This window comes from Clavibacter sp. VKM Ac-2872, assembly GCF_015351105.1.
Taxonomy (GTDB): domain Bacteria; phylum Actinomycetota; class Actinomycetes; order Actinomycetales; family Microbacteriaceae; genus Clavibacter.
On record NZ_JADKRR010000002.1, the window covers coordinates 358818 to 383470 of the forward strand.

The window sequence follows — 24653 nt, forward strand, 5'->3', positions numbered from 1 at the left end:
CCCCTGTGGCGCGGAGGGCAGCGCACCCGGCGAGAGCCGAGCACACGTCAGCCCCGCACCTCGCACCGGGAACGGTGCACGGGTACAGCTCACCACCACGTGCCGGTCGGACGACGAGGGAGGGTTCGGGGACCTCGCCCCCGCGTGATGCGGGCCCGGTGCGATGCGCGCCGGGCCCGACGTCATGCGCGGCCGCGTCGCTGCGCGGCCTTTTTCAGCGGATCAGTCCGCGAGGTCCCGCAGGTCCTCCGCGGTGGCGGTGCAGGTGACCGTGGCGCCGTCCCCCTCGGCCCGCTGCTCGGTGACGATGTGGTCGCCCACGAGGATCCGGCAGGTGATGTCGCCGTCCGCCGAGACCGTCGGGTCGACGCTCGCGACCGCGCTCACGGAGAACGCCGCCATGTCGAAGTCGGTGGTGTCCGGGATGACGACCTCGCGGCTGAACGGGAGCGGCTGGTCGGACGCCTGCTCGGATCCCGCGGTGCCGCCGACGGAGGTGGTCCAGAGGACGCCCGCGGTGACCGTGCCGCCCGAGCCCTCCACCTGGTACGTGACGCGCGGCTCGTCGGACGCCTCCGCCGACGACCGCGCCTCGGACTCCCGCACCGCGCCCGTGATGGCCGTGACGATGCCTGCCGTGTAGACGATGGCGAGCACGATCGAGAGGATCAGCGCGACGATGCTCGCGATGAGGCCCCCGAGCGCCATGCCCTTGGGCCGGTCCTTGAGGATCAGGCCGATGATCCCGAGCACGATGCCGATGGCCGCGAGGAAGCCCGACACGTAGTTGAGGATCGGGATCACGGAGCCGATGAGCGACAGCACGCCCACGATGAGCGCGGCGAGGCCGACGCCGTTGAACGTCTTGCGCTCGCGGGGTGCGCTGGTGTCGGGTTCGGGCGCGTAGCTGAAGGTCATGCATCGACCCTGCCAGGGATGCGGGCGGATCCGGCCGTCGCGGGGTCACGATCCCGCGACGGCCGGGCGGGCGTCAGGCGGCGAGCACGTCCGCGACCGGCGTCAGCGGCATCTCGAGGGCGGCGGCGACGTGCGAGTTCGTCACGTGCCCGTCGTGGACGTTCAGGCCCAGGGCGAGCGCCGGATCCTCCGCGAGGGCCCGCTTCCACCCCTTCTCCGCGAGCGCGATCACGTACGGCAGCGTCGCGTTGGTGAGCGCGCGCGTGGAAGTCTCCGGCACCGCGCCCGGCATGTTGGCGACGCAGTAGTAGACGCTGTCGTGCACGTCGAAGGTGGGGTCGTCGTGCGTGGTGGGGCGGGATCCCTCGAAGCAGCCGCCCTGGTCGATGGCGATGTCGACGAGCACGGAGCCCTTCTTCATGGTGGCGACCATCGCGTCGGTCACGAGCTTCGGGGCCTGGGCGCCGGGGATGAGGACCGAGCCGATCACGAGATCCGCGTCCTTCAGCTGCGCTGCGATCTCGTACGCCGAGGAGACGCGCGTCTGCACCTGCCCGCCGAAGCGGTTCTCGAGCTCGCGGAGGCGCGGGATGGAGAGGTCGATGATCGTGACGTCCGCGCCCATGCCGAGCGCGTTCGCGGCCGCGTGCTCGCCCGCGACGCCGCCGCCGATCACGACGACGCGCGCCTTCGGGGTGCCGGGCACGCCGCCGAGGAGGATCCCGCGCCCGCCGGCCGCGCGCATCAGGTGGTACGCGCCGACCTGGGTGGAGAGCCGGCCGGCGACCTCGCTCATCGGCTGGAGGAGCGGCAGCTGGCGGTTCGGGAGCTGCACCGTCTCGTAGGCGATGGCCGTGGTGCCGGAGGCGACGAGCGCGTCCGTGCAGGGCCGGGACGCCGCGAGGTGCAGGTAGGTGAAGAGGGTCTGGCCCGGGCGCATGCGCGGGTACTCCTCGAGAATCGGCTCCTTGACCTTGAGCAGCAGATCCGCCGCGCCCCACACCTCGTCGGCCGTGGCGACGATGGTCGCGCCCGCCTCGACGTAGTCGGCGTCGGTGATGCTCGATCCGAGTCCCGCGCCCTCCTGCACGAGCACCTCGTGGCCGCGGCGCACGAGCTCGTGCACGCCCGCGGGCGTCGCGGCGACCCGGTTCTCGTTGTTCTTGATCTCGGTGGGGATCCCGACCTTCATGCGCGTGCTCCGTCTCGTCTCCCCGCGAGGTGCGGCCGGCGGCAGCGATGCGGGAGGGCGAGACTCATGGTGGCCATCGTGCGTTTCGAGCGCGTGAACTCCGTAGGATCGTCGGCGCGGTCGCCTCATCCGGTGCGATCCTGCGGCGTGAAAGGCTGGTCGAGCGATGCCGACGAAGGAAATGCGGACGCCCGAGCCGCTGGATGCGGTCGACCGGAAGCTCGTCGCCCTCCTCCGGGCCGACGCGCGCACCCCGAACAGCCGCCTCGCGGAGCAGGCGGGCATCGCGCCGTCGACGTGCGTGACCCGGGTGCGCGGCCTCGTGGAGCGCGGCGTGATCACCGGGTTCACCGCCACCATCGACGCGGATGCGGTGGGCGTGGGCCTGCAGGCGCTCATCAGCATCGCGATCCGCGCGGGCGCCCGCCACGAGATGGCCGCCTTCGCGTCCGAGATGCGGGAGCTAGCCGACGTGGTGCAGCTCTTCTTCCTCGGCGGATCCGAGGACTTCATCGTCCACATCGCCGTCCGCGACAGCGACCACCTCCGCGACTTCGTCCTGAAGCACCTGTCGGCGCACCCGGCCGTCGCGTCGACCCGCACCAGCGTGGTCTTCGACCACCACTACTCGGGGCCGGCGGTGGGGGATCCGGGGGCCTAGCGCGCTAGACGGCGGGCTACTCCCCGGGCTGCCCCGCGTCCGTCACCGTCACGTCCGTGTGCACGAAGTTGAGGTACGAGCGGGAAGCCGTGGGGCCGCGCTGGCCCTGGTAGCGGGAGGCGTACTCGCCGGATCCGTAGGGCTTCTCGGCGGGCGACGACAGGCGGAAGAAGCAGAGCTGGCCGATCTTCATCCCGGGCCAGAGCTTGATGGGCAGCGTCGCGACGTTCGACAGCTCGAGCGTGACGTGGCCGGAGAACCCGGGGTCGATGAAGCCGGCGGTGGAGTGCGTGAGGAGGCCGAGGCGACCGAGCGAGCTCTTGCCCTCGAGGCGCGCGGCGACGTCGTCGGGCAGCGTGACCAGCTCGAACGTGGATCCGAGGACGAACTCACCCGGGTGCAGGATGAACGGCTCCCCCGGCTTCGACTCGATCAGGCGCGTGAGCTCGGGCTGGTCCTCGGCGGGGTCGATGTAGGGGTACTTGTGGTTGTCGAACAGCCGGAAGAAGCGGTCGATGCGCACGTCGATGCTCGCGGGCTGCAGCATCCCGGGGTCGTACGGATCGAGGGCCACTCGTCCGGCGTCGAGCTCGGCGGTGATGTCACGGTCGGAGAGGAGCACGGCAGGAGCCTACCGGGGGCTGGGTGGCGCCCGGCCGGACTCTTGCTAGGCTGTGGTCTCGACCCGGCTCCCGGCCGGTCGCGCGAGTGTAGTTCAATGGTAGAACTTCAGCTTCCCAAGCTGATAGCGCGGGTTCGATTCCCGTCACTCGCTCCATCTGCGAACGTTTCAACTCGGTTCACCCGCGGCACATGTCCGAAATCCTTGGCTGAGTTGAAGTCCCATTGCTCACGTCGGGGTCCTATGGGCAAAGCGATGTCCTGCGCACTCGGCGACAAAGCCTCACTTCGCCCTCGAACATCCAACCCATGCGGCTACTGAGGTGCTCGATCGTTAGTGATCCATGCAAAAGCAACCTCCAGCGAGGAACAAGCCGCTGCCCGAGTGTCGGGCATGTTGCCCGCATAGCCTTGCCACTGCCCTTCCTCTAGCTCAGCGCGCCCCCAAACCTCCGCGTAGATACTCGGCCCGGCCCCATGCCGAGACACTACCCACACCTCCCGTTCGTCCTGCCGCCAGGCATTGAAGGTATAACCGCTTCGGGAATTTTCGAACGTTAGCCGATGGGGAGTCACTTCTTGCATGATGATCACAGGTAAACACTAACCGGCAACTTGGCGCGGTTCCAACCATTCGACGACACCTTTCGACCCCAGCTGCCCCCAATTGTGGGGCCATGTGAGTTAAGGGGTTGCGCTCGGCGCATCAACTACTTAACCATATAAACGACGCCACCCACAGAACAGGTTCTGAAAAAGCGGATTCGCCTTAGCTGGGACGTAAAAACGTTCGTAGCCAATACGGTGGCACCAACAGTTTGACTGACACATAAGGGAATAAACGGTGCTTGCCATAACAGAGCAATCGTTAGATGACGTCATGGGCGCCTGTATCTCACACTTGCTTAGAGCGGGTGAGGTCATAAGTACGACTCGCGGCCTAAGTACAGAACTTCGAGGCGTTTCCCTTGAGCTTACAAACCCTCGCGCACGTATGAGCCGCAGCGCAAGCCGCGGTCGCCTCTTTAGCGCGCTCGGAGAACTTACGTGGTACCTGTCCGGCAGCGCTGACCCAGAGCATATTTCATATTATCTCCCTAAGTATTCCGAAAACGTCGGGGACTTTAGCGGATCCTATGGTCCTCGCTTATTCGGGCCAGGGAGGGGGGCTCAAGTAGCGGGAGTGATCGATCAGTTGAGGGCTAGCCCAACCACGCGAAAAGCCGTCGTGCAACTTTTCGACCGGTCCGATCTTTTGGGAAACGCGAAGGACGTCCCCTGCACTTGTACTTTGCAGTTCTTCGTAAGAGACAGCAAGGTTGAACTAGTTGTATACATGAGATCAAATGATGTCATGTTCGGACTATTACATGACGTTTTCTCGTTCACGTTCCTCCAGGAGCTCATTGCCAGCACCCTAAGCCTAGAAATTGGAACGTATAAACACGTGGTCGGAAGCTTGCACCTCTATAGCGACCAAGAGGATGAGGCTCGTGCGTTCCTAAAAGAGGGCGCCTTCATGGATACACCAATGCCAGCTATGCCCAAAACCGATCCATGGGCAATGGTTGCGTGGATATTGTCACTAGAGCGCAGCTTACGTGCCAGCGGCTCAGCGCCCATAGATGAACACGCGCCCGATTACTGGAATCAGTTAGCTTTGGTCTTGAGAAGCTGGAGTGCCTATAAAACACAAGATCTTCAGATGTTGAAGAGTTTGCAAATTCAGCTTGAAGGTAGCCCGTATGCAGCATCTGTTCGTGACAGAATGCACATTTTGGAGGCGCAGCGTGGTTCGAAATAACTACATAGATGATTGGCGGCGGATCGACGCAGCCCTCACGAAATACGCAGAGGTCACCGCCGAACTCCCAGGACTAAGTTCTCCTGAGCTCCGCGATGCATTAATACAGCAAATTATTGACAGCGAACAGCGTGTTCTGTATACCGACCGCCTCCTCCTTCGTGACCTCGATCCTTGCGCAACAGATCCGCGGCTGCCCGAGTTCGATCCACTAAAAGCTGCGATAATTCACAATAGGGCTGGAAGATTCGACGAAGCGGTCTGGCTTGTTTACATGTATGTTCACTTTGGTAAGCATCGCCGCGCCGGTTGGCGATACATTCGCGATACGTATGGTGCATTTGGATCCGGTCCAACCGAATGGTGGACGTGGAATCGGACAGCCGAGGACCCTGCAAGCTTTAGGTACTGGTTACACGATCACCAAGCTGAGTACTCAAAGGAAGCAGGGCCTCGCGGCTTTGGAAACCACCGCAAGTATGTAAGCCTCGACGCACTCGGGGATCGAGGAACCGGCGCTGCCGTGGAAAGCTATGTCGAATGGGTTCTCGAGCCAGGCGGCGATCATTCGGAACGATTTGCGGACCTGAAGCAAGTTAGTCCCGAGCGCACTTTTGACACGATGTACAAGTCTTTAAGTTCCGTGATTCAGTTCGGGCGAATTGCCCGGTTTGATTACCTAACCATGCTTGCAAAGCTGAAATTGGTCGACGTCAACCCGCCACATTCTTACCTCATTGGCGCTACCGGACCGTTATCCGGCGCACGCCTCTTGCTCCGTGGAGACCCTACGGTCGGGAATGCGCGTGAGCTTCAGGCAGAGTTGGCTAACTTAGGTCGTGAGATTTCCGTTTCTCCCGACGTCTTAGAAGACGCTATATGTAATTGGCAGAAAAGCCCGACGTCGTACGTCAGATTTTCAGCATAGCGCCGTCCCAGCGATATCTCCGAATTAAATACTGCATTTGATTGTAACGGATTATCTTTGCGTGGTGGAGTTGCCCGACAACAAGGCCAGGCGATATTCCCTGACTGGCAGCGAAAGCAACGACTCGGCGAGTGGTCAATCGTCCCTCTGATAAAGTACCGAGCCCAGATGGAATGAGTATAGAGCGAGCGTGCTCATTGGCTTCGTGCTCAACAAGCGAGTCCGCATCCGCCGGATCCATGGTATCTAGGAAATCGCCGGCATCGCCGTGGAGTAGGAGATGACCTATCTCGTGAAATAATGTAAACCAAAAATGATCCTCCGAAAGATGCCGCCCGGTCAGCCCGATCACGCGCCGCTGATCATGCGCGACAAAGGCAGCCCCGCTAAGCCTGTTTTCCGGTGTCGCCGGCAATATCACCAGCGCAACTCCAGCGGAGGCAAGTAGCGCTTGAGCTTGCGGTACAAACTTTTGCGGATTGCTAAGCAGTGATAGGCGCCGGAGCGGAGGCAGCACCGCGCGAACGCCTGACGGACTCCAAGCAGAAAGGTTCAGCTGATTCGCTTTTATCTCTGCACAGCGGAGCCAGGCAGAAACTGAGAGGTCATGTGACTCAAACGTTGGTGAGGTCCGAAAGTTTGCCTCTTTTAAACGTGAGGACCATGTGCGGACCCATTCGTCCGTCGTGTTAACGCCGTAAAACGCGAGTAGCGACCGGGCCCGAGCAGCCCACTCCGTTGTGCCCTCGATCCATCCTTTTTGAACCATATATTCCATAGGGGAATCTTGAGCCAATTGGTCCGCCGCCAATAAACTCATTGATTCACGGTAATTAGACTCTCGTGATTCCCAAAAATGCGCGGTCGACCCTAACGCGCCCGCCAATTTGTTTGCGAGCGAGGAGGTGATCGTCAATTCACCGTTAATGAGTCGGCGCAGTTGAGGATCACTGAGCTCCAATGCGTCAGCTAGACTCTCCCAAGTCAAACCTCTTGACTCCATTAGTTTACGTACTGTCGAGCCAGGTGCAGAGACCCAATGCGGTTCAGTTGCTAAAGCAGAGTTCAGAGTCATACGCGCTTTACCTCCCAAGCAAGGATTTTAATCCTGCTAATGCGATGCCAATCAGGGTGTCCGTCGGCTGTGGTTCTGATAGGTACGTGATTCACGCAACAGACCACAAATCCCTCCCTTCCCGTATCCATTCGAAAATTACCCACGTCAATGTGGTTGAGGTCTGGAACACCCACAGGTACTTCTTTTAAGGACGTCGCGGCAATTATGTCTGCGATCAAGGACGTGGTTTCTTCAAAAGCCTCGAATGAACTCCAATCCCCTACATCTGGATGTAGGAGCTGTCGCCGAAGCTGACTATCCTTAAAACTAATCTCCATAGACGTCCCCTCTGCTGCCCCAGTGGATCACGCCGCGGTCAGGGGAGTCGACGGCTAGGGCCGTTCGGTTGAGAACAGCATACGTCGTCGAACTGCTCCGAGTGTTGCAGTCAGCAGTTCTTCTTTGGCGAGGTCTTTTAGCTCACAACTCCTTGCGATCTGTCTCTTGGGGTGCCGAACGATATATCTATGAGACCGCGCTACTGACCTCGGCCAACGACCACGCCATCCCCGCCTCTGCCGTCGCCGCATCGCCGTCGCGGATCGCGTGCGCCACCTGCTCGTGCGTGTCGAGCGGATGCGGCCTCGGCGTCCGCGGCATCAGCCCCTGGTGCGTGCGACCACTGAGGACCTCCGTGATCACCTCGCGGAGGGCGCAGAACATGTCGATGCCACTGGCCACGAGGATCAGGTGGTGGAACTCGATGTCGGCGGCGAGGTAGTCGACGAGGACGCTGGCCTCGCCGAAGCGGCGGAGATCCACCGCGAGCTCGGCGATGCGCGTGTGCTGCGCATCAGTTGCGTCACGCGCAGAGAGTGACGCCGCGACCGGCTCGACCGCGCGGCTCAGCTGGGTGAGGGAGCGGAACTGGTCCGAGCGGCCGGGGCCGTTGAGGCGCCAGCGGATGATGCGCGGGCCGTAGACGTTCCAATGGCCGAGGCCTTGCACCACGAGGCCCACGCGGCGCTTCGAGACGAGGAGCGCCAGCGCCTAGAGGACGCGCACGCGGCCCCGGGTGTTGTGTAGAAGCACCGCGAGCGGCCCCACCGCCGCCCGCCCCACGCAGGCACCGACGCCCACCTCCCCGGCCGGGCGTCGCCGCACGCGACGCGATCCACGGATCCGCCCAGCCGAACGGAGACCCATGACCATCGAAGACTGGACGCAGACCCTCACCGCGGGTCCGCTCCTCCTGATCGCCGCGGGCGCCATCGCCGTGCTGCTGATCCTGATCATCACGCTGCGCATCCACGCGTTCGTCGCGCTGATCCTCGTGAGCCTCGCCACCGCGTTCGCCACCGGGATCCCGACCTCGCAGATCGTGACCGTGCTCGTCGGCAGCTTCGGCTCCACGCTCGGCACGGTCGCGCTGCTCGTGGGACTCGGCGCGATGCTCGGCCGCCTGGTCGAGACCAGCGGCGGCGCGAAGACGCTGGCCGACACGCTGATCCGCATATTCGGCGAGAAGCGCGCCCCGTTCGCGCTCGGGGTCGCGTCGCTCATCTTCGGCTTCCCGATCTTCTTCGACGCCGGGCTCGTCGTGATGCTGCCCATCGTCTTCTCCGTGGCCCGTCGCCTCGGCGGCGGCGTGCTCCGCTACGGCCTCCCCGCGGCCGGCGCCTTCTCCGTTATGCACATCTTCGTGCCGCCGCACCCCGGCCCCGTCGCGGCGTCCGAGTTCTTCGGCGCGAACGTCGGCATCGTGATCATCGTCGGCCTCATCGCGGCGATCCCCACCTGGTACGTCACCGCGTACCTCTACGGGCTGTGGGCGGGCAAGAAGTTCGTGCTGCCGATCCCCTCGCTCATGGGCGAGGCCGACGCGCACGCCGAGTCGAACCCGCCCAAGTTCGGCACCGTCCTCGCCGTGCTGCTGCTCCCGCTGCTCCTCATCTTCCTGAACACCGGCCTCAACGCCGCATCGACCGGCGGCCTTCTCCCCGAGGGCACGAGCGACCAGGCCTGGTACCAGGTGCTCCGCACCATCGGCGAGACTCCCGTCGCGCTCCTCATCGCGCTGCTGTTCGCGGCGTTCGTGCTCGGCCGTCGCCGCGGGATCGACAAGTCGGCGCTCGAGAAGACGCTCGAGTCGGCGCTCGGCCCGGTCTGCTCCGTGATCCTCATCACCGGCGCCGGCGGCATGTTCGGCGGCGTCCTCCGCACCAGCGGCATCGGCGACGCCCTCGCCGACGTGCTCGGCGACCTCGGCATCCCGATCATCCTGGCCGGGTTCCTCATCGCGGCGATCCTCCGCGTCGCGCAGGGGTCCGCGACCGTCGCGCTCACCACCGCCGCGGGCCTCGTCTCCCCGGCGATCCTCGCGGGCGACTTCAACGCGTTCCAGGTCGCGGCGCTCGTCGTGGCGGTGGCGGGCGGATCCGTGGTCGCGAGCCACGTGAACGACTCCGGCTTCTGGCTCGTCGGCCGCTTCTTCGAGATGGACGTGAAGACGACCCTCAAGACGTGGACGGTGATGGAGACCGCGATCGGCGTCATGGGCTTCGCGATCGCGGCGGCGGTGTTCGGGGTGGCGTCGCTGGCGTGACGCGGCGCCCCCGCCTTCCGGGAGGCGGCCCGGGAGGCTGGCCTCGTACCACGGCGATACGCCCTTCGCTGGGTATGCCGTCAGAGCCTGTGGAGAAGGAGCCGTCCGGTCGCTAGCGTGTTGAGCGCTGATCAGCTCGACCGTCCGACTCCGATCCGAGAGGACCCAGGAAGATGAAGCGCAAGAATCAGATGTCAGCCCTCCTGCTCAGCGGTGCTGTGGGAGTGGCCCTCGCATTCGGCGGGGCGAGTCCCGCCGTGGCAGCCGCATCATCGGCTCCCGCAGCATCCACCGGCCAGAGCGCGCCGTCGGAGGCCCAGCTCCGGGACTTCGAGCAGGGCCTCGCCCTCGTGGAGCAGATCCCCGACGACGTCCTCCACCAGGGCGACGCCGCCACGCAGCAGTGGCTGGCCGCGAACGCTCCCGCGAACACCGCACCGGAGGGCATGGTGAGCACGCAGGCCAGCGTGCTCGGCTGCGGCGCGGCGATCGCGACCGTCATCGCGTCCACGGCGTTCCCCGCCGCGAAGATCCTCAAGATCAAGGCCCTGATCAAGTCGCTCGGCGGCGTCACGGAGGCCGCCAAGATCATGTGGGGCGCGAGCTTCTCCTATGAGAAGGTGCAGGCCCTCGGCGGTGCCGCGGCCGCCCTCGCGGGTGAGCTCATCGGCGTCACCCAGATCAAGGAGCAGTGCTTCTCATGAGCCGCTGGTTCCGGGCCCTCGCGCCGATCCTCCTGACCCTCCTCGCGGTCGTGACCTTCTTCGCGGTCGATCGCATCCTCGGGATGCTCCTCATCGTGGTGGCCCTGGCCGTCGCGTTCCTCTCCGGCCGAGCCGTGCTCGGGCGGGTGCCGGTCAGGCCGGAGGCTGACGTCGACCCGCAGGAGGTGCGCGCCTACCGCGAGAGCCACCCCGGCACCTCCATCGGCGACGCGGTGACCGCGGTCGCCCGCAAGCGCGGCTGACGCCGCGCGACACGGAGGCACGTCCCTCCGGAGCCCGGGTGGCGCGGGCCGCCGCGTTCAGGCGGCCCGCACCACCGGCTGGCAACGCGGACACCACCACGCCCGCCGCCCGCGCTCGCTCGTGCTCCCCGGATCGTCGACGCCGAGCACCGTCGTCCCGCAGCGCAGGCACGGCCGGCCCGCGCGGCCGACCACCCAGTGCGTGCGGCCGCGGCGGGGATCGCCGGACGTGATCTGGTACGCGGCCGGCACCGTCGCCGAGTGCCGGAGCGCGCGGGCGGCGAGGTCGACGAGCGGCGGCAGGTCCACGTCCCTGACCCGCGTCGCCGGGTGCACCCCGCGCAGGAAGCCGACCTCGTTGACCCAGAGGTTGCCGAGGCCCGACATGGGGCGCTGGTCGAGGAGGGCGGCGCGGATCGTCTCGTCGGGGCGGGCCGCGAGGCGGGAGACGGCGAGCGCCGGATCCCAGTCGTCGCGCAGCGGGTCGGGACCGAGGTGGCCGATGGCCGCGCGCTCGTCGCGGGTGGGGATCAGCTCGACCACGGGCAGGTCGACGCCCCAGAGCGTGCGGCCGTCGTCGAGGCGGAGGCGCACGCGCACCTGGTGCTGGATCCGCGCGGGCACCCGTTTGCCCGCACCGGTGACCGTCCACGAGCCCTGCATGCGCAGGTGCGTGTGGAGGGTGGTGGCGTCGTCGAGCCGCATGAGCAGGTGCTTGCCGTGCGTGTCGAACCCGGTGATCCGCCTGCCGTCGAGCCGCGCGCCCGCCCGCGCGCCGGACCGGAGCTCCCCGTCGGCGATGAGCGCCCCGCCGACCTGGGCGCGGAGGCGGGCGGCGAGGACGAAGACGGAGTCACCCTCGGGCATGGCTCGACGGTAGCGGGGGCGCCAACAGGGGGTCAGGCGTCGGATGGCGAGCGCGTCGCCGCGTCCTCCTGCTCCTCCACCGGCCCTCCCGACCGGGCGAGGCCACGGGTCTCGGCCGCGAAGCGCTTCAGAGCGCGGTGCTGCCGGACGATCAGCGGGATCATCCCGATGAAGAAGACCGTCAGGACCACGAGCAGCACGAGCAGCCAGGTGTCGAGCCCACCCCGCGCGATCGTCGGCACGAAGATCCCGACGAAGACCAGCGCGGTCTGCGCCAGGAGGAAGGGCTGCGAGACGCGCATCACTGCCGCGACCCGGGCGGCACGCCACTCGAGGTCCGGCGAGAGCGTGTTCGCCTTGCCGGTCACGCGGCGGTTGATGGCCTTGCGATCCGCCATGTCGAGCCCGCGGACGATCGGACTCACCGAGAGCTGCGCGGGGAAGGCGACGGCGATGCAGGCGATCGCGGCGGCCGTGAAGGAGAGCTGGACGACGAAGGTCCATTTCTCGGTGGGTCCGTCGCCATCGGTCAGCGCCAGCACGACCGCGAGGACGCTGCTGACCGCGAGCGCCATGACGAAGGTGACGACGACGATGCGGATCTTGCGGCGGATCACCTCGGGCGTCCAGCCGAGGTCGGGCGAGTCCGGGAGGCCCGACTCCGCGCGTGCCCGCTCGCGCTCGTCCAGCGTCGCGCCTGCTCGGGCACCGAGGATCCAGCTGGCCGTCGCCACGCCGAGGATGCCGAGCAGGGCACCCGCCACGACGAGGGGCGCGACGCCCGCCGCGACCGCGGAGGCGACGTGCGCCACCGTGACGAGGGCCGTGATGCCCACGATGACGATGAGCCGCACAGGACGACGACCGGTGGCTCCCGCGATCCGGGCCGACGGGCTCTGCACGACGACGAGCCCGATCGACATCGCGAAGCTCAGCGCGATGACGCCGGTCGTCATCTGCGTCACGAGGAGGAAGATCGGCGGCTCGTCCGGCACGTCGACGAAACGGGTGAACATCCCCGCGAAGAGCAGCACGAAGGTGCCCGCCCCGAGGAGGGCGAGCACGATGATGAGCAGGGCGTTCCCCGGCCGGGATGCGTTCGCGCCGGATGGCGCCTGGTCCGTGCCGTGTCCGCTCATCCCTCGAAGCTATCGGCCGGACGCCACCCGCCCGTCCCGCCGCTGGCCCCCGTTCGAGCCCCGCCGTCCCTCCCCACGTGAACTCCCGCTGGATCCTCCGCGCATCCCCGCGCGCCCGCCGCCACCGCACGCGCGACGGGCCACACTCGACCCACGAACCCGAAGCCCGTCCCGACTGCCGCACGCCACCGCGGCGAAGGAGCCCCATGAAGATCACCGGCCGCACCGTCCTCATCACCGGCAGCACCTCCGGCATCGGCCGCGGGCTCGCCGAGCGGTTCCACGCCGCGGGCAACCGCGTCGTCGTCGCGGGCCGCCGCCGGGAGCTGCTCGACGAGATCACCGCGCAGCACGACGGCATGGCCTCGGTCGTGCTCGACGTCGCCGACCCCGCCTCCATCACGGCCGCGCGCGACGAGCTGGCCGCGAGCCATCCCGACCTCGACGTCGTGATCACCACGGCCGGCATCATGCAGACGGAGGACCTGCTCGATCCCGCGCACCAGCCCACCGCGGAGGCCGTCGTCACGACGAACCTGCTCGGCACCATCCGCACGATCGACGCCTTCCTGCCCGGCCTCCTCGCGAGCGACGAGGCGACCCTGATGACCGTCTCGTCGGGCCTCGCGTTCGTCCCGCTGCCCGCCACGCCCACCTACTCCGCCACCAAGGCCGCCGTGCACTCGTACACGCAGAGCCTCCGCGCGCAGCTCGCCGACACGTCCGTCGAGGTGATCGAGCTGGTGCCGCCCAAGGTGCAGACCGCGCTCATGCCCGGCCAGCAGGACGCGGCCGACGCCCTGCCGCTCGAGGACTTCCTCGACGAGGTCATGGGGATCCTCCAGGCGCGCCCCGAGGACGAGGAGATCCTCGTGCAGGACGTGCACGGCCTCCGCTTCGCCGAGCGCGACAGCCGCCACGACGAGATGCTCGCGCTGCTCAGCGGGCGCTGATCCGCCGGGCCGCCGGCGGGACCGGCCGGGCGCGCACCCCCGCGCCTACGCTCGATCCATGTCGACGACGATGCCGCCCGCCCCCGCCCGCACGCCCGACCCCGAGGCGGAAGGTAGCGGCGACGCCCGCCCGATCCGCTTCGGCGTGATCGGCGCCGCCGGCATCGCGGCCTCGGTCGTCCCCGACATGCAGCTCGTCCCCGGCGTCGAGGTCGTGGCCGTCCACTCCCGCACGCGCGCGAGCGCCGAGGCGCTGGCCGAGGCGTGCGGCATCGCGCGGATCCACGACACCCTCGAGGCGCTCCTCGCCGACCCCGAGGTCGACGCCGTCTACGTCGCCACCCCGCACACGCTCCACCGCTCGCAGGCCGAGGCCGCCCTCCGCGCCGGCAAGCACGTCGTCTGCGAGAAGCCCGCCACCACCACGGCGGAGGACACCCGCGCGCTCGTCGACCTCGCCCGCGCGGAGGGCCTGCTGTTCCTCGAGGCGCTCTGGATGGCGTTCTCCCCCGGCTACCTGGCCGTGCGCGCGGCGATCGCGGACGGTCGCATCGGGGATCCGCGCGCGATCTCCGTCGCCTTCGGCTTCGTCACCGACGGGACGGGCCGCCTCTGGGACCCGGAGGTCGGCGGCGGCACCCTGCTCGACATGGGCGTGTACCCGCTCGCCTTCGCGCACGGCCTGTTCGGCACGCCGTCGTCCGTCTCCGCGGTCGGCACGGTGATCGACGGCGGCGTCGACACCGAGGTCGCGATCCTGCTCGGCTGGCCCGACGGCCGCCACGCCACGCTCGCCTGCTCGCTCGTCGCGGCGCTCCCCACGGGCGCGACCGTCAGCGGCACGGCCGGCCGCATCGAGGTGGATCCGCTCTTCCTCGCCTCCCGCGCGCTCACGGTCGTGCCCGCCGACGGGGATCCGGAGCGGCAGGAGCACGCGATCGAGGGCCGCGGCTACGTCCCCATGCTCCGGGCGGCCCGCGACGCGATCCGTGCGGGCGTCGTCGAGTGCGCGGAGATGCCGCACGCGGAGTCCGTGGCCCTCGCGGAGCTGATGGACGGGATCCTCGCGGACATCGGCGCCCGCTGACCGGCGCCAGGATGCGCACGTCCGGGGAGCCGTCACACGACGGTCGTTAGGGTCGATGGCGAGGCACGCGCCTCGTCCTGCGGTACGTCGACGGAGACGATCCGACCCCGAACGACCCCGAAGGAGAACACCATGACGCACGTCCTCGTGCTCGTCGGCAGCCTGCGCTCCGGCTCCACCAACCAGCAGATCGCCGAGGCGGCGGTGCGCCACGCGCCCGACGGCGTGACCCTCGACATCCACGCCGGCCTCGACCGGCTCCCCTTCTACAACGAGGACATCGACGTCGAGGGATCCGTGCCCGACGCCGCCGTGGCCTTCCGCGACGCGATCGCCGCGGCCCACGCGCTCCTCGTGGTCACGCCCGAGTACAACGGCACGATGCCCGCGGTGCTGAAGAACGCGATCGACTGGGCGTCCCGCCCGTTCGGCGCGTCCGCCCTCGCGGGCAAGCCGACCGCGGTGATCGGCAGCGCATTCGGCCAGTACGGCGGCGTGTGGGCGCAGGACGAGGCCCGCAAGTCGCTCGGCATCGCCGGCGCGCACGTGCTCGAGGACGTGAAGATGGCCATCCCCGAGTCGGTGATCCGCTTCGCCGAGCGCCACCCGGCCGACGACGCCGAGGTCGTGGAGCAGCTCCGCGAGGTGCTCGACGCGGTGCGCTCCTCGGCGACCGCCGCCTGAGCCGACCCACCGACCGGGCAGCACGCCCGCGCACGACGACGGCCGCGCCCCATGGGGACGCGGCCGTCGTCGTTCGAGCCCGGAGGCTACGGCTTCAGCACCACCTTGATGCAGCCGTCCTCCTTCTTCTGGAAGATCTCGTACATGTGCGCGGCCTCGCTGAGCGGCACGGAGTGCGTGACGAGGTCGAGGACGCCGAGCGGGTCGGCCGGGTCCTCGACGAGGGGCAGCAGGTCCTCGATCCAGTGCTGGACGTTGCACTGGCCCATGCGGATCGCGATCTGCTTGTCGAAGAGCGACTTCATGGGCAGCGGGTCGGCCTCGCCGCCGTAGACGCCCGAGATGGAGACGGTGCCGCCGCGGCGGACCGCGTCGAACGCCGTGTGCAGGGCCGCGAGGCGGTCGACGCTCGCGACGTCCATGACCTTCTTCGCGATGCCGTCGGGCAGCAGGCCCGCGGCCTTCTGCGCGAACGAGGCGGCGGGGCTGCCGTGCGCCTCCATGCCGACGGCCTCGACCATGGCGTCCGGCCCGCGGCCGTCGACCATCTCGCGCAGCTTGTCGGCCACGTCGTCGGTGAGGTCGAGGGTCTCGATGCCGTGGCGCTCGGCCATGGCGCGACGCTCGGGGACGGGGTCCACCGCGATGACGCGGTAGCCCAGGTGCTTGCCGATGCGCGAGGCGAACTGGCCGACGGGGCCGAGGCCCATGACGCCGAGCGTGCCGCCCTCGGGCACGTTCGCGTACTGCACGCCCTGCCAGGCGGTGGGGAGGATGTCGCTGAGGAAGAGGTAGCGCTCGTCGGGCAGCTCGCTGTTCACGACGATCGCGTTGACGTCGGCGAGCGGCATGCGGAGGCGCTCAGCCTGGCCGCCGGGGACGGATCCGTACATCTCGCTGAAGCCGTAGAGCGCGGCGCCGCTGCCCTGCGCCTTCACCTGCGTGGTCTCGCACTGCGTGAACAGGCCCTTGTCGCACATGAAGCAGTCGTGGCACGCGATGACGAACGGGACGACGACGCGGTCGCCGACCTTGAGCTTCGTGACGGCGCTGCCGACCTGCTCGACGACGCCCATGTTCTCGTGGCCGAGCACGTCGTCCTTCTCCAGGAACGGGCCGAAGACCTCGTAGAGGTGGAGGTCGGATCCGCAGATCGCGGTCGACGTGATGCGGATCACGGCGTCGGTGTCCTGCTCGATCACGGGGTCGGCGACCTCCTTGACCTCGACGTCGTGGATGCCCTGCCAGGTGAGTGCCTTCATGGTGCTCCTTCGTTCTCGGGCGCGGCCCTCGTGGGGCACGCGCCCTTCTACACAACGCCCTCCGGGGCTGTCCGCCAAGCGAAGGTCAGGCCGCGTCCAGCCATCGGGGACGCCCGGGCGCGGCGTGCGAGACGGGAGGCAAGGACGGCACCGGCGCGCAGACGATCCGCCCCGGGGAGTCGGTCGTCCACGACACGACCGGACCGGGGCGGATCTGGAGGGCCGGTGACGACGGTCCGAACTGCATAGGAGGACTCTCGACAAACCTCAAGCGCCCGAGCCCGCGGCGGCCTCGTGCCAACAGTGTGCTCCTCAGCCGGGGAAATGCCCAGCGTTCCGCGCGCCTTCCCGGCGGATGCCCGGTGGAGGACGGCTCAGACGTCCCAGCCGCGGGTGCGCTGCACCGCGCGCAGCGCCTCGGCGGCGTCGCGCTCGCGGTAGGGCAGGCGGTCCCAGTGGATGCCCGCCGCGGAGATCCAGCCCAGCTCGGCGAGCGCGACCGCGAGGTCCTCGATGTAGAGGGCGATGGCGTCGTCGGCGCCGCGGATGGCGTCGCCGGCGATGGACCAGCCGAAGTAGCCGGCCACGAAGCGGGCCTGCTCGGTGGGGCTGCGGACGGGACCCTCCCGACGCGCGGGGAGGGACTCGCTCGCCGAGGACTGGACCAGGTCACCCATGTCGTCGGTGCCCGTGTCCTGCATCGCGTCCCTCTCCGAAGGTGACGCGCCCGCGTGACCTGGACACCACGATGCCAGCCGCGCGGACACCGCCCCAATGGGACGGTGGGGGTTGACACGTGGGCCCGTCCGCCTCTAGGGGCGGGTGGTGCGGATGCGGGGAGGGATCAGCGCGCGTCGTCGCGCGGCTCGTCCTCCGGGGGCTCCCGCATGATGAGGAGGCCGCCGGGGCTGTTCGCCGTCGTCATGAGCGCATCCACCCACTTGCGGTTGATGGGCGGCACGCGGCTGCCGTGGTACTTGAACACCAGCGGCAGCGAGTTGTGCATCCAGATGGTCGTGCGCCCGTCGCCCACCTCCACGTCGTCGCGCCAGGAGAAGTAGAAGTTCTCCCCGCGGCGCAGCTTCGCGCCGATGACGAGCTGCAGGTGCGCGAGCAGGCGGTCGTCGAACTCCGCCGTCAGCGTCGAGTCGTACTTGAACGTGCCCATGATCGATCCCGTGTCCCCCTCATGAGCTCTCGGGCCCCGCGCCGACGGAGAGGGGGCCAGAGAGCGGCGCTGAGCTTCGGCCGTGCCCACCCACTATGCCAGCGTTGCCGCCTCGCATCGCCTCGTCCGGAAGGGGGATCGGCATGTGGTAATGGACGGACCCGGCCGACGGCATCGAATCGGTCGGCCGACGCGCCCGACGGGACCGGTCCGGTCGCTGTCAAGGGGGTAGGCGCTCCGCGGGCGAGCGGCGGACGGTCGAGGGACGTCGCGGTCGCTCCGGACCGCGACGCCGACGACGAGGAGAGACCCCTCCATGTTCTTCCACAAGCAGGAGCTGCAGCACAGCGCCACCCCCGACAAGCCCGACCCCATCTACGCGCGCCACCTCCAGGAGGTGCTCGGCGGCCAGTACGGAGAGATCTCCGTGGCCATGCAGTACGGCTTCCAGTCCTGGAACTCGAAGCTCCCCGGCAAGTACCGCGACATGCTCTACGGCATCGGCGCGGAGGAGTTCGGCCACGTCGAGATGCTCGCGATCATGATCGCCAAGCTGCTCGAGACCGCGCCCGTCGAGGCGACCGAGGACGCCATGTCGGATCCGACGCTCGCGGCCGTCATCGGCGGCGGCGACATCCAGCACGCCATCGTCGCGGGCGCCGGCGCGCGCCCCGTCGACAGCAACGGGAACCCCTGGCAGGGTTCCTTCATCACCGCGAGCGGCAACCTCCTGGCCGACTTCCACGCCAACGCGAACGCCGAGATGCAGGGCCGCCTCCAGGTGGCGCGGCTCTACCACATGACCGACGACCACGGCGTGAAGGACCTCCTGTCCTTCCTCCTGGCACGGGACACCATGCACCAGAACCAGTGGGTCGCCGCGATCGCCGAGCTGCAGGCCGAGGGCACCGAGGACCTGCCCGTGCCGAGCGACTTCCCCGTCGAGCTCGAGGACCGCGAGGCGTCCTACCAGTACCTCAACTTCTCGGACGGTCCCGCGGCAGCCGAGGGCTCGTGGGCGTCCGGCCCCGCGCCCGACGGGAAGGGCACGTTCACGTACCACGACGGCCCCACGTCGTCGGTGCCGATGCCCCCGCCGCCCGTCGGCAACCCGCTGCTCCACGGCACGATCCCGCCGAAGGACCCGGGGCTGCTGAAGAAAGCGGCGGCCGCCGTGAAGGACGCCGTCACGCCCGACTGATCCGCGACGCGCGACCGGGCGGTCGGCCACCGCGGTCGGCCGCCCGCGCCGCGCCGCGCCCTCGGCAGCACCGACCTGCGCAGCGGCGGTGAGGATCCGGCCCGCCCGGTCGCCGCGGGCCGACGGTCGTAGGGTCGGACCATGACTGATTCCACGTACACCGCACAGCTGGTCGGCCCCGATGGCACGGAGGAGACCGAGGTCGAGCTCATCAACGGCGAGCCCGTGAAGAGCTTCGTCCGCGCCACCTCGCTCAGCGAGGAGGAGGTCGTGTGGGAGCTCGACGCCGACGCGGACGGCTACGTCTACCGTCCCGCGGGCATCCCGGGCGCCGACTACTCCTGATCCGCGGAGCCGTCGCGCTCCTCCTAGCTCCAGACGATCGGCAGGCAGCAGAGCACGCTGACCGCGAGCGCACCGAAGGACGCGAGCGTCCATGGCAGGACGGGCTGGGCGAAGAGCTTCGCCCTGCCCCAGCCGTGCTCACGGGCCCCCTTGATCGCGCCGATCACCTGGAGCACGACCCCCACGGCCAGGGCCGCGAGGGCCACGTACAGGAGCGCGGTGGTCGTGCCGTCGGAGATCACGCATCGACGCTACCGGCGCGCACCGTCGGCGGCTGGCCCCCGTCCGGCCGGGCCCATCCGCACCCCCGCCGTAGGATCGAGGTCCCGCACGACGTGAGGAAACCCGCATGAGCACCAGCCCGTCCACGCCCGCGACCGACACGGCCGCGATCGCCCGCATCATCGACCACACGCTCCTGAAGCCCGAGGCCACGCGTGACGAGGTCGCCGCGCTCGTCGCCGAGGCCGTCGAGCTCGGCACCTTCTCCGTGTGCATCTCGCCCTCGATGCTCCCCCTCGAGCTGCCCGCGGGATCCGACCTCAAGGTCGCCGTCGTCTGCGGCTTCCCGAGCGGGAAGCACCACAGCGACATCAAGGCCGCCGAGGCCGCGCTCTCCATCCGCCAGGGCGCCGACGAGGTCGACATGGTGATCGACGTGGGCGCCGCCCGCGAGGGCCGCTTCGCCGACGTCGAGGCCGACATCCGCGCCGTCCGCGAGGCCGTGCCCGCGCCCGCCGTGCTCAAGGTGATCATCGAGTCGGCCGCGCTCGACGACGACCAGATCGTGGGCGTCTGCCGCGCGGCCGTCGCCGCCGGGGCCGACTTCGTCAAGACCTCCACGGGCTTCCACCCCACGGGCGGCGCGACCGTCCACGCGGTCGAGCTGATGAGCCGCACGGTCGACGGGAAGGCGGGCGTCAAGGCGTCCGGCGGGATCCGCACGTACGAGGCCGCCGTGCAGATGATCGAGGCCGGGGCTACGCGCCTCGGCGTCTCCGGCAGCGCGGTCGTGCTCGCGGGCCCCGTGCAGACGCCCGAGAACGGCGCGCTCGGATCGAGCGGCTACTGATGACCGCGGACCGCCGCGCGCACCTCGCCGACCTCGGCCGCTTCATCCAGGCCTCCCCTTCCTCCTTCCACGCGGCCGAGGAGGGCGCGCGCCGCCTCGAGGCCGCGGGCTTCGCCCGACTCGACGAGCGCGACGCGTGGCCCGCCGGCGCCGGTCGGCGGTTCATCGTGCGCGACGGGGCGCTCCTCGCGTGGATCCAGCCGGCCGGCGCGCACGCCACCACGCCCTTCCGCGTGCTCGGCGCCCACACCGACTCCCCCGGCTTCACGCTGAAGCCGAAGCCCACCATCGGATCCGAAGGCTGGCTCCAGGCCGGCGTCGAGGTCTACGGCGGCCCGCTCCTCAACTCCTGGCTCGACCGCGACCTCGAGCTCGCGGGACGCCTCGTCACGCGCGACGGCCGCCGCCACCTCGTCCGCACCGGCCCGCTCCTGCGCTTCCCGCAGCTCGCCGTGCACCTCGACCGCGGCGTCAACACCGACGGGCTCCGACTGGATCCGCAGCGCCACATGTCCCCGATCCTCGGCACGGGCTCCCCCGCCGACGCCGACGTGCTCGGCCACCTGGCCGGCATCGCGGGCGTCCGCGCCGACGACGTGCTCGGCTACGACGTGGGCGTCGCGGACACGCAGGCGCCCGGATCCCTCGGCCTCGACGGCGAGCTCTTCGCCGCCGGCCGCATGGACAACCTCAGCTCCGTGCACGCGGGCCTGGCCGCCCTGCTCGAGCTCGCCGCCATCGCCGACGAGGACCCGGACGCGCCCATCGCGGTGCTCGCCGCCTTCGACCACGAGGAGGTCGGATCCGCGACGCCGTCGGGTGCCGCCGGCCCGATCCTCGAGGACGTGCTCGGCCGGATCTCCGCCCGCCTCGGAGCCTCCTCGGAGGACCGCCGCCGCGCGTTCGCCTCCTCCTGGTGCCTCTCCGCCGACGCCGGCCACGCCGTGCACCCGAACTACCCGGACCGTCACGATCCCGCGAACCGGCCGGTGCCGAACGGCGGCCCGCTGCTGAAGATCAACGCGAACCAGCGCTACGCGACGGACGGCGTCGGCGCCCGCGAGTGGGCGCTGGCCTGCGAGCGCGCCGGCGTGCCCACCCAGGAGTTCGTCTCCAGCAACGCGGTGCCGTGCGGCTCGACCATCGGCCCGATCACGGCGACGCGGCTCGGGATCCGCACGGTCGACGTCGGGATCCCGCTGCTCTCGATGCACTCGGCCCGCGAGCTGTGCGGCGCCGACGACCCGGGGCACCTCGCCGCCGCGGCCGCCGCGTTCCTCCGCCCGGCGGCCTGACCGGCGGCACACCGCCAGCACACCCGCACGATCGAGGGCCCGACGCGATCCGCGTCGGGCCCTCGCACGTGCACCGGGGATCAGCCGTCGAGCGACTCCAGCAGCGCCCGCATCTTCGTGAGCTGGTCGCCCTGCGCCGCCGACATCGCCCCCGCCAGCTCGAGCGCCTCGGTCGACGTGCCGAGCTGCGCCTCCCCGTGCGCCAGCGCGATCGCGGCCTCGTGTCGCGCGATCATGCCCGTGAGGAACAGCCGGCCCGCCTCCGCGCCGGTCGACTGCTTGAGCACCTGCAGCTCGGAGTCGAACGCGGCGTCGCTCATCGCCTCGGCATCGGCCGCGGACGCGCCGCCGCTCGCGGTGCCGTCGGCGCTGCCGTCCTCGGATCCGCTGCTGGCCGCGACCCCGCCGGCCTCGTCGCGGTCCTCGGTGCCGGACGCGCCGGATCCGCCCTCCTCGCCCGACCACTCCTCGGCGAGCTGCGCGAGCGTCCGCGCCTGCGGACCCTGCTCGTCGCGGATCTGCGCGGCCAGCTCCTCCGCGCCCGGCGGCAGGTCGCGCACCTGGAGCGCGGCCACGGCGAGCTCGACGGATCCCGCGGCGTGGTCGCCCATCTCCTCGGCGAAGGAGAGGTCGGCGCGGTTCCAGCCCTGCGACGGCGTCTCCGCGGGGGCGGCCGCGTCCGCGCTGGGGCTGGCGGCGTCGTCGGGGGTCTGCGGCGGCGTGGAGCAGCCGGCGAGCGCGACGGCGATGGCGAGGGCGGTCGTGGCGGCGGCGAGTCGGTTGCGGTGTCCCATGCGACGATCCTCCTCCACGGCGCGAGACCCGCGGGCCCGACGATAGGTTCTCCCCATGCCCGAGATCGTCGACCTGCCGCATCCCGGAGCCACCCTCGAGTTCGGCGACCCCGGCCGCCCCGTTGTCGTGCTCGTGCACGACGACCACGGCCGGCTCCCCTGGCTCGACCAGTACGCGCTCGCGCTCGCGCGGGCGGGCTTCCACGTGCTCGTGCCCGACCTCTACGACGGCCGCGCCACGCTCGACGACGGCCTCGCGGAGGGGCTCGCGGCACAGCTCGACGTGGGCTACGCCCTCGGCACGATCCGCGACGGCATCGACTCGGCGCGCGCCCGCGGATCCCGGCGCGTGGGCCTCGTCGGCTTCGCGCCCGGCGGCTGGCTCGCGCTCCTCGAGGCGCAGGACGGGGGCGCGGACGCGGTCGTCGCCTACTGCGCGAGCCTCGGGCCCCAGGAGCACGGCGTCATCCCCTGCGCGGTGCTCCTCCACCTCGCCGAGCACGACGAGTGGATCGACGACCAGCGGCCGGAGGCGTTCATCGGCCGGCTCCGCGAGCACGGCACCCCGGTCGCCGCGCACACCTACCCCGGCACGACCCCCGTGTTCCCCAACGCGAGCCTGCGCGACCGCATGGATCCGGACGCGGCGGCCCTCGCCTACCGCCGTACTGAGGCCTTCCTCCTGGAGCATCTCGGAAACCCGTGACCGATCAGTGTCGTATCAGCACCAATCCACGTCCGTAGGCGGTACGAATGGATAGAGCCTGGGAGAACCCCGGCTCTTCCCTACCAGTGGAGGCACCATCATGAGCTCATCCCCGAACCGCCTGCTCGGCACCGTCTTCGGCGCCGTCTACGTCCTCGTCGGCCTTCTCGGCTTCCTGTTCCCGCCGCAGAGCGGGGGCTTCTTCTCCTCCGACGGCGGTCTGCTGCTCGGGATCTTCATGGTGAACCCGTTCCACAACGTGGCCCACCTCCTCATCGGCGCAGCCCTCCTCATCGGCGGCCTCTCCAGCGTCGCGTCGGCCAAGGCCGTGAACTCCACCATCGGATTCGCGTACCTCGCGCTCGGTGTCGTCGGCTTCTTCCTCGTGAACACCGACTTCAACATCCTCGCGCTCAACACCGCGGACCACTTCCTGCACCTCGGCAGCGCCGTCGTGCTGCTGATCGTGGGCCTCGGCGCCGAGAAGGGCATCCGCAACCGCGCTGCCCGCGCCGCCTAGGCACCGCCACCGCCGCGCCGCTGCACCTGGCGCGTCTCGCATCACCGCACCACAGCACGACCCGCACGACAGCACGCAGCACCGCACCACCCGCGGCGCCCGGGACGACGAAGGGACCAGCACGTGTCACTGCTCATCCGCCACTGGCTGGCCCTCGCCGCCCTGGGCGCCGCGCTCATCCACCTCGCCGTCGGCGCGGGATCCCCGCCCGCGGCCATGGTGGCCCTCCTCCTCATCGGCGTCGCCGAGGGCGCGTGGGCCGTCGCGGTCCTCCGCTCCGACCGCCTCCCGGTGCCCGGCTGGGCCGCACTCGGCGCGCTCGTCCCGGTCGCCGGCTGGGCGCTCCTCGTGACGGCCGCTGTCGTCATGTCGGCCCCCGGCATCACGAGCGACCTGCCCGCGATCCCCATGCTCGCCGCGACCCTGCTCGACCTCGTGGTCGCCGCGGTCGTCGGCCGCCACCTCCGCTCCCGCGCCGAATCCGAGGCCCAGGCCGTGTGCACGGCCGTCGAGGCCACGTTCCCGGCCGACGTCGCGCTCGTCGGATCCGGCGCGCCGCTCCCGTCTGCCGCCGTCACCCCGTCGCCCGTCGGGCCGATGCCCGCCGCGGCGAGCGCTCCCGCCGAGCCCGAGCGCACCGGCGGCCGCTACCTCGTGGGCATCCTCATCGGCGCCTTCGTCGTCGCCGGCCTCGTGACGCCGGCCCTCTCGCTCACGCGCGCCGGCGAGTTCGCCGTGCCGCACGGCCAGCACAGCACGATCGACCTCGACGGCATCCAGGGCGAGCACGCCGGCCACTGAGCCGGT

The 24653-nt window shown here is 69.5% G+C and carries 28 protein-coding genes and 1 tRNA gene; 17 read left to right on the forward strand and 12 right to left on the reverse strand.

The window, feature by feature from the left end; all coding sequences use genetic code 11:
* Positions 1-222 precede the first annotated feature (222 nt).
* A complete protein-coding gene (locus ITJ40_RS12100) occupies positions 223-918 on the reverse strand; it encodes a hypothetical protein (protein WP_194667301.1) in 696 nt (231 codons plus the stop codon).
* 73 nt (positions 919-991) lie between these two features.
* Positions 992-2110, reverse strand: a complete 1119-nt coding sequence (gene ald, locus ITJ40_RS12105; protein ID WP_194667302.1) for an alanine dehydrogenase — start codon at positions 2108-2110, stop codon at positions 992-994.
* 166 nt (positions 2111-2276) lie between these two features.
* Between ald and ITJ40_RS12110 the strand changes: the two genes are divergently transcribed.
* Positions 2277-2771: an Lrp/AsnC family transcriptional regulator gene (locus tag ITJ40_RS12110; protein ID WP_194667303.1), complete on the forward strand. Its 495-nt coding sequence runs from the start codon at positions 2277-2279 to the stop codon at positions 2769-2771.
* A 16-nt stretch (positions 2772-2787) separates the two neighbouring features.
* On the opposite strand, the gene dcd is transcribed toward ITJ40_RS12110, so the two are convergent.
* Positions 2788-3393, reverse strand: a complete 606-nt coding sequence (gene dcd, locus ITJ40_RS12115; protein ID WP_015491456.1) for a dCTP deaminase — start codon at positions 3391-3393, stop codon at positions 2788-2790.
* An 82-nt stretch (positions 3394-3475) separates the two neighbouring features.
* Here dcd and ITJ40_RS12120 point away from each other — a divergent pair.
* The 3 genes from ITJ40_RS12120 to ITJ40_RS12130 all read left to right on the forward strand — a co-directional run bounded on the left by ITJ40_RS12120 (position 3476) and on the right by ITJ40_RS12130 (position 6124).
* Positions 3476-3549: transfer RNA gene (locus tag ITJ40_RS12120), tRNA-Gly, on the forward strand.
* An 837-nt stretch (positions 3550-4386) separates the two neighbouring features.
* Positions 4387-5196 (forward strand): thymidylate synthase, encoded by an 810-nt coding sequence (locus ITJ40_RS12125; protein WP_194667304.1) that lies wholly within the window; start codon positions 4387-4389, stop codon positions 5194-5196.
* Complete coding sequence (locus tag ITJ40_RS12130) at positions 5138-6124, forward strand: hypothetical protein (RefSeq protein ID WP_194667305.1); 987 nt, start codon at positions 5138-5140, stop codon at positions 6122-6124. Before ITJ40_RS12125 ends, ITJ40_RS12130 begins: the two co-directional genes overlap by 59 nt.
* On the opposite strand, the gene ITJ40_RS12135 is transcribed toward ITJ40_RS12130, so the two are convergent.
* Together ITJ40_RS12135 and ITJ40_RS12140 are read right to left on the reverse strand one after the other, a co-directional pair.
* Positions 6108-7199: an ImmA/IrrE family metallo-endopeptidase gene (locus tag ITJ40_RS12135; protein ID WP_194667306.1), complete on the reverse strand. Its 1092-nt coding sequence runs from the start codon at positions 7197-7199 to the stop codon at positions 6108-6110. The two genes, ITJ40_RS12130 and ITJ40_RS12135, sit on opposite strands and share 17 nt — an antisense overlap.
* Before the next feature lie 507 nt (positions 7200-7706).
* The gene (locus tag ITJ40_RS12140; RefSeq protein ID WP_370532046.1) at positions 7707-8192 is read right to left on the reverse strand and encodes a FadR/GntR family transcriptional regulator; all 486 of its coding nucleotides are present in this window, start codon (positions 8190-8192) and stop codon (positions 7707-7709) included.
* A 193-nt stretch (positions 8193-8385) separates the two neighbouring features.
* On the opposite strand from ITJ40_RS12140, the gene ITJ40_RS12145 reads away from it, so the two are divergent.
* The 3 genes from ITJ40_RS12145 to ITJ40_RS12155 all read left to right on the forward strand — a co-directional run bounded on the left by ITJ40_RS12145 (position 8386) and on the right by ITJ40_RS12155 (position 10753).
* A complete protein-coding gene (locus ITJ40_RS12145; RefSeq protein ID WP_194667307.1) occupies positions 8386-9786 on the forward strand; it encodes a GntP family permease in 1401 nt (466 codons plus the stop codon).
* Positions 9787-10043: 257 nt separating this feature from the next.
* Entirely contained in the window at positions 10044-10490 is a 447-nt protein-coding gene (locus tag ITJ40_RS12150; RefSeq protein ID WP_194667308.1) for a hypothetical protein, read from the forward strand.
* Positions 10487-10753, forward strand: coding sequence for a hypothetical protein (locus tag ITJ40_RS12155; protein ID WP_194667309.1), 267 nt, complete (start codon positions 10487-10489; stop codon positions 10751-10753). Before ITJ40_RS12150 ends, ITJ40_RS12155 begins: the two co-directional genes overlap by 4 nt.
* A gap of 57 nt (positions 10754-10810) precedes the next feature.
* On the opposite strand, the gene ITJ40_RS12160 is transcribed toward ITJ40_RS12155, so the two are convergent.
* Entirely contained in the window at positions 10811-11620 is an 810-nt protein-coding gene (locus tag ITJ40_RS12160) for an Fpg/Nei family DNA glycosylase (RefSeq protein ID WP_194667310.1), read from the reverse strand.
* Positions 11621-11652: 32 nt separating this feature from the next.
* Complete coding sequence (locus ITJ40_RS12165) at positions 11653-12759, reverse strand: hypothetical protein (RefSeq protein WP_194667311.1); 1107 nt, start codon at positions 12757-12759, stop codon at positions 11653-11655.
* Positions 12760-12965: 206 nt separating this feature from the next.
* On the opposite strand from ITJ40_RS12165, the gene ITJ40_RS12170 reads away from it, so the two are divergent.
* The 3 genes from ITJ40_RS12170 to ITJ40_RS12180 all read left to right on the forward strand — a co-directional run bounded on the left by ITJ40_RS12170 (position 12966) and on the right by ITJ40_RS12180 (position 15483).
* Positions 12966-13712: an SDR family oxidoreductase gene (locus tag ITJ40_RS12170; RefSeq protein WP_194667312.1), complete on the forward strand. Its 747-nt coding sequence runs from the start codon at positions 12966-12968 to the stop codon at positions 13710-13712.
* A gap of 58 nt (positions 13713-13770) precedes the next feature.
* A complete protein-coding gene (locus ITJ40_RS12175) occupies positions 13771-14799 on the forward strand; it encodes a Gfo/Idh/MocA family protein (protein WP_194667313.1) in 1029 nt (342 codons plus the stop codon).
* Between the two features lie 132 nt (positions 14800-14931).
* Entirely contained in the window at positions 14932-15483 is a 552-nt protein-coding gene (locus ITJ40_RS12180) for an NAD(P)H-dependent oxidoreductase (protein ID WP_194667314.1), read from the forward strand.
* A gap of 86 nt (positions 15484-15569) precedes the next feature.
* Here ITJ40_RS12180 and ITJ40_RS12185 read toward each other — a convergent pair whose 3' ends face one another.
* The 3 genes from ITJ40_RS12185 to ITJ40_RS12195 form a co-directional block, all read right to left on the reverse strand.
* The gene (locus ITJ40_RS12185; RefSeq protein ID WP_194667315.1) at positions 15570-16745 is read right to left on the reverse strand and encodes a zinc-dependent alcohol dehydrogenase; all 1176 of its coding nucleotides are present in this window, start codon (positions 16743-16745) and stop codon (positions 15570-15572) included.
* A gap of 374 nt (positions 16746-17119) precedes the next feature.
* On the reverse strand, positions 17120-17446 hold the full coding sequence (locus tag ITJ40_RS12190) for a hypothetical protein (RefSeq protein ID WP_194667316.1): 327 nt from the start codon (positions 17444-17446) through the stop codon (positions 17120-17122).
* A 143-nt stretch (positions 17447-17589) separates the two neighbouring features.
* Positions 17590-17913, reverse strand: coding sequence for a hypothetical protein (locus tag ITJ40_RS12195; protein ID WP_012039605.1), 324 nt, complete (start codon positions 17911-17913; stop codon positions 17590-17592).
* Positions 17914-18229: 316 nt separating this feature from the next.
* On the opposite strand from ITJ40_RS12195, the gene ITJ40_RS12200 reads away from it, so the two are divergent.
* A complete protein-coding gene (locus ITJ40_RS12200; protein ID WP_194667317.1) occupies positions 18230-19114 on the forward strand; it encodes a manganese catalase family protein in 885 nt (294 codons plus the stop codon).
* Positions 19115-19255: 141 nt separating this feature from the next.
* Positions 19256-19459, forward strand: a complete 204-nt coding sequence (locus ITJ40_RS12205; protein WP_043583726.1) for a hypothetical protein — start codon at positions 19256-19258, stop codon at positions 19457-19459.
* Positions 19460-19482: 23 nt separating this feature from the next.
* Here the strand turns inward: ITJ40_RS12205 and ITJ40_RS12210 are convergent, their stop codons facing one another.
* Positions 19483-19701 (reverse strand): hypothetical protein, encoded by a 219-nt coding sequence (locus ITJ40_RS12210; protein WP_194667318.1) that lies wholly within the window; start codon positions 19699-19701, stop codon positions 19483-19485.
* 107 nt (positions 19702-19808) lie between these two features.
* On the opposite strand from ITJ40_RS12210, the gene deoC reads away from it, so the two are divergent.
* Complete coding sequence (gene deoC / locus ITJ40_RS12215) at positions 19809-20531, forward strand: deoxyribose-phosphate aldolase (RefSeq protein WP_194667319.1); 723 nt, start codon at positions 19809-19811, stop codon at positions 20529-20531.
* Entirely contained in the window at positions 20531-21826 is a 1296-nt protein-coding gene (locus tag ITJ40_RS12220) for a M18 family aminopeptidase (RefSeq protein WP_194667320.1), read from the forward strand. Before deoC ends, ITJ40_RS12220 begins: the two co-directional genes overlap by 1 nt.
* A gap of 80 nt (positions 21827-21906) precedes the next feature.
* Here the strand turns inward: ITJ40_RS12220 and ITJ40_RS12225 are convergent, their stop codons facing one another.
* The gene (locus ITJ40_RS12225) at positions 21907-22620 is read right to left on the reverse strand and encodes a DUF305 domain-containing protein (RefSeq protein ID WP_194667321.1); all 714 of its coding nucleotides are present in this window, start codon (positions 22618-22620) and stop codon (positions 21907-21909) included.
* A gap of 55 nt (positions 22621-22675) precedes the next feature.
* Here ITJ40_RS12225 and ITJ40_RS12230 point away from each other — a divergent pair, with 55 nt between their 5' ends.
* From ITJ40_RS12230 to ITJ40_RS12240, 3 genes are all read left to right on the forward strand, one after another.
* Positions 22676-23326, forward strand: coding sequence for a dienelactone hydrolase family protein (locus ITJ40_RS12230; RefSeq protein WP_194667322.1), 651 nt, complete (start codon positions 22676-22678; stop codon positions 23324-23326).
* Positions 23327-23426: 100 nt separating this feature from the next.
* Positions 23427-23846, forward strand: coding sequence for a DUF4383 domain-containing protein (locus ITJ40_RS12235; RefSeq protein WP_194667323.1), 420 nt, complete (start codon positions 23427-23429; stop codon positions 23844-23846).
* Positions 23847-23969: 123 nt separating this feature from the next.
* A complete protein-coding gene (locus ITJ40_RS12240; RefSeq protein WP_194667324.1) occupies positions 23970-24647 on the forward strand; it encodes a hypothetical protein in 678 nt (225 codons plus the stop codon).
* The last annotated feature ends 6 nt before the right edge of the window (positions 24648-24653 follow it).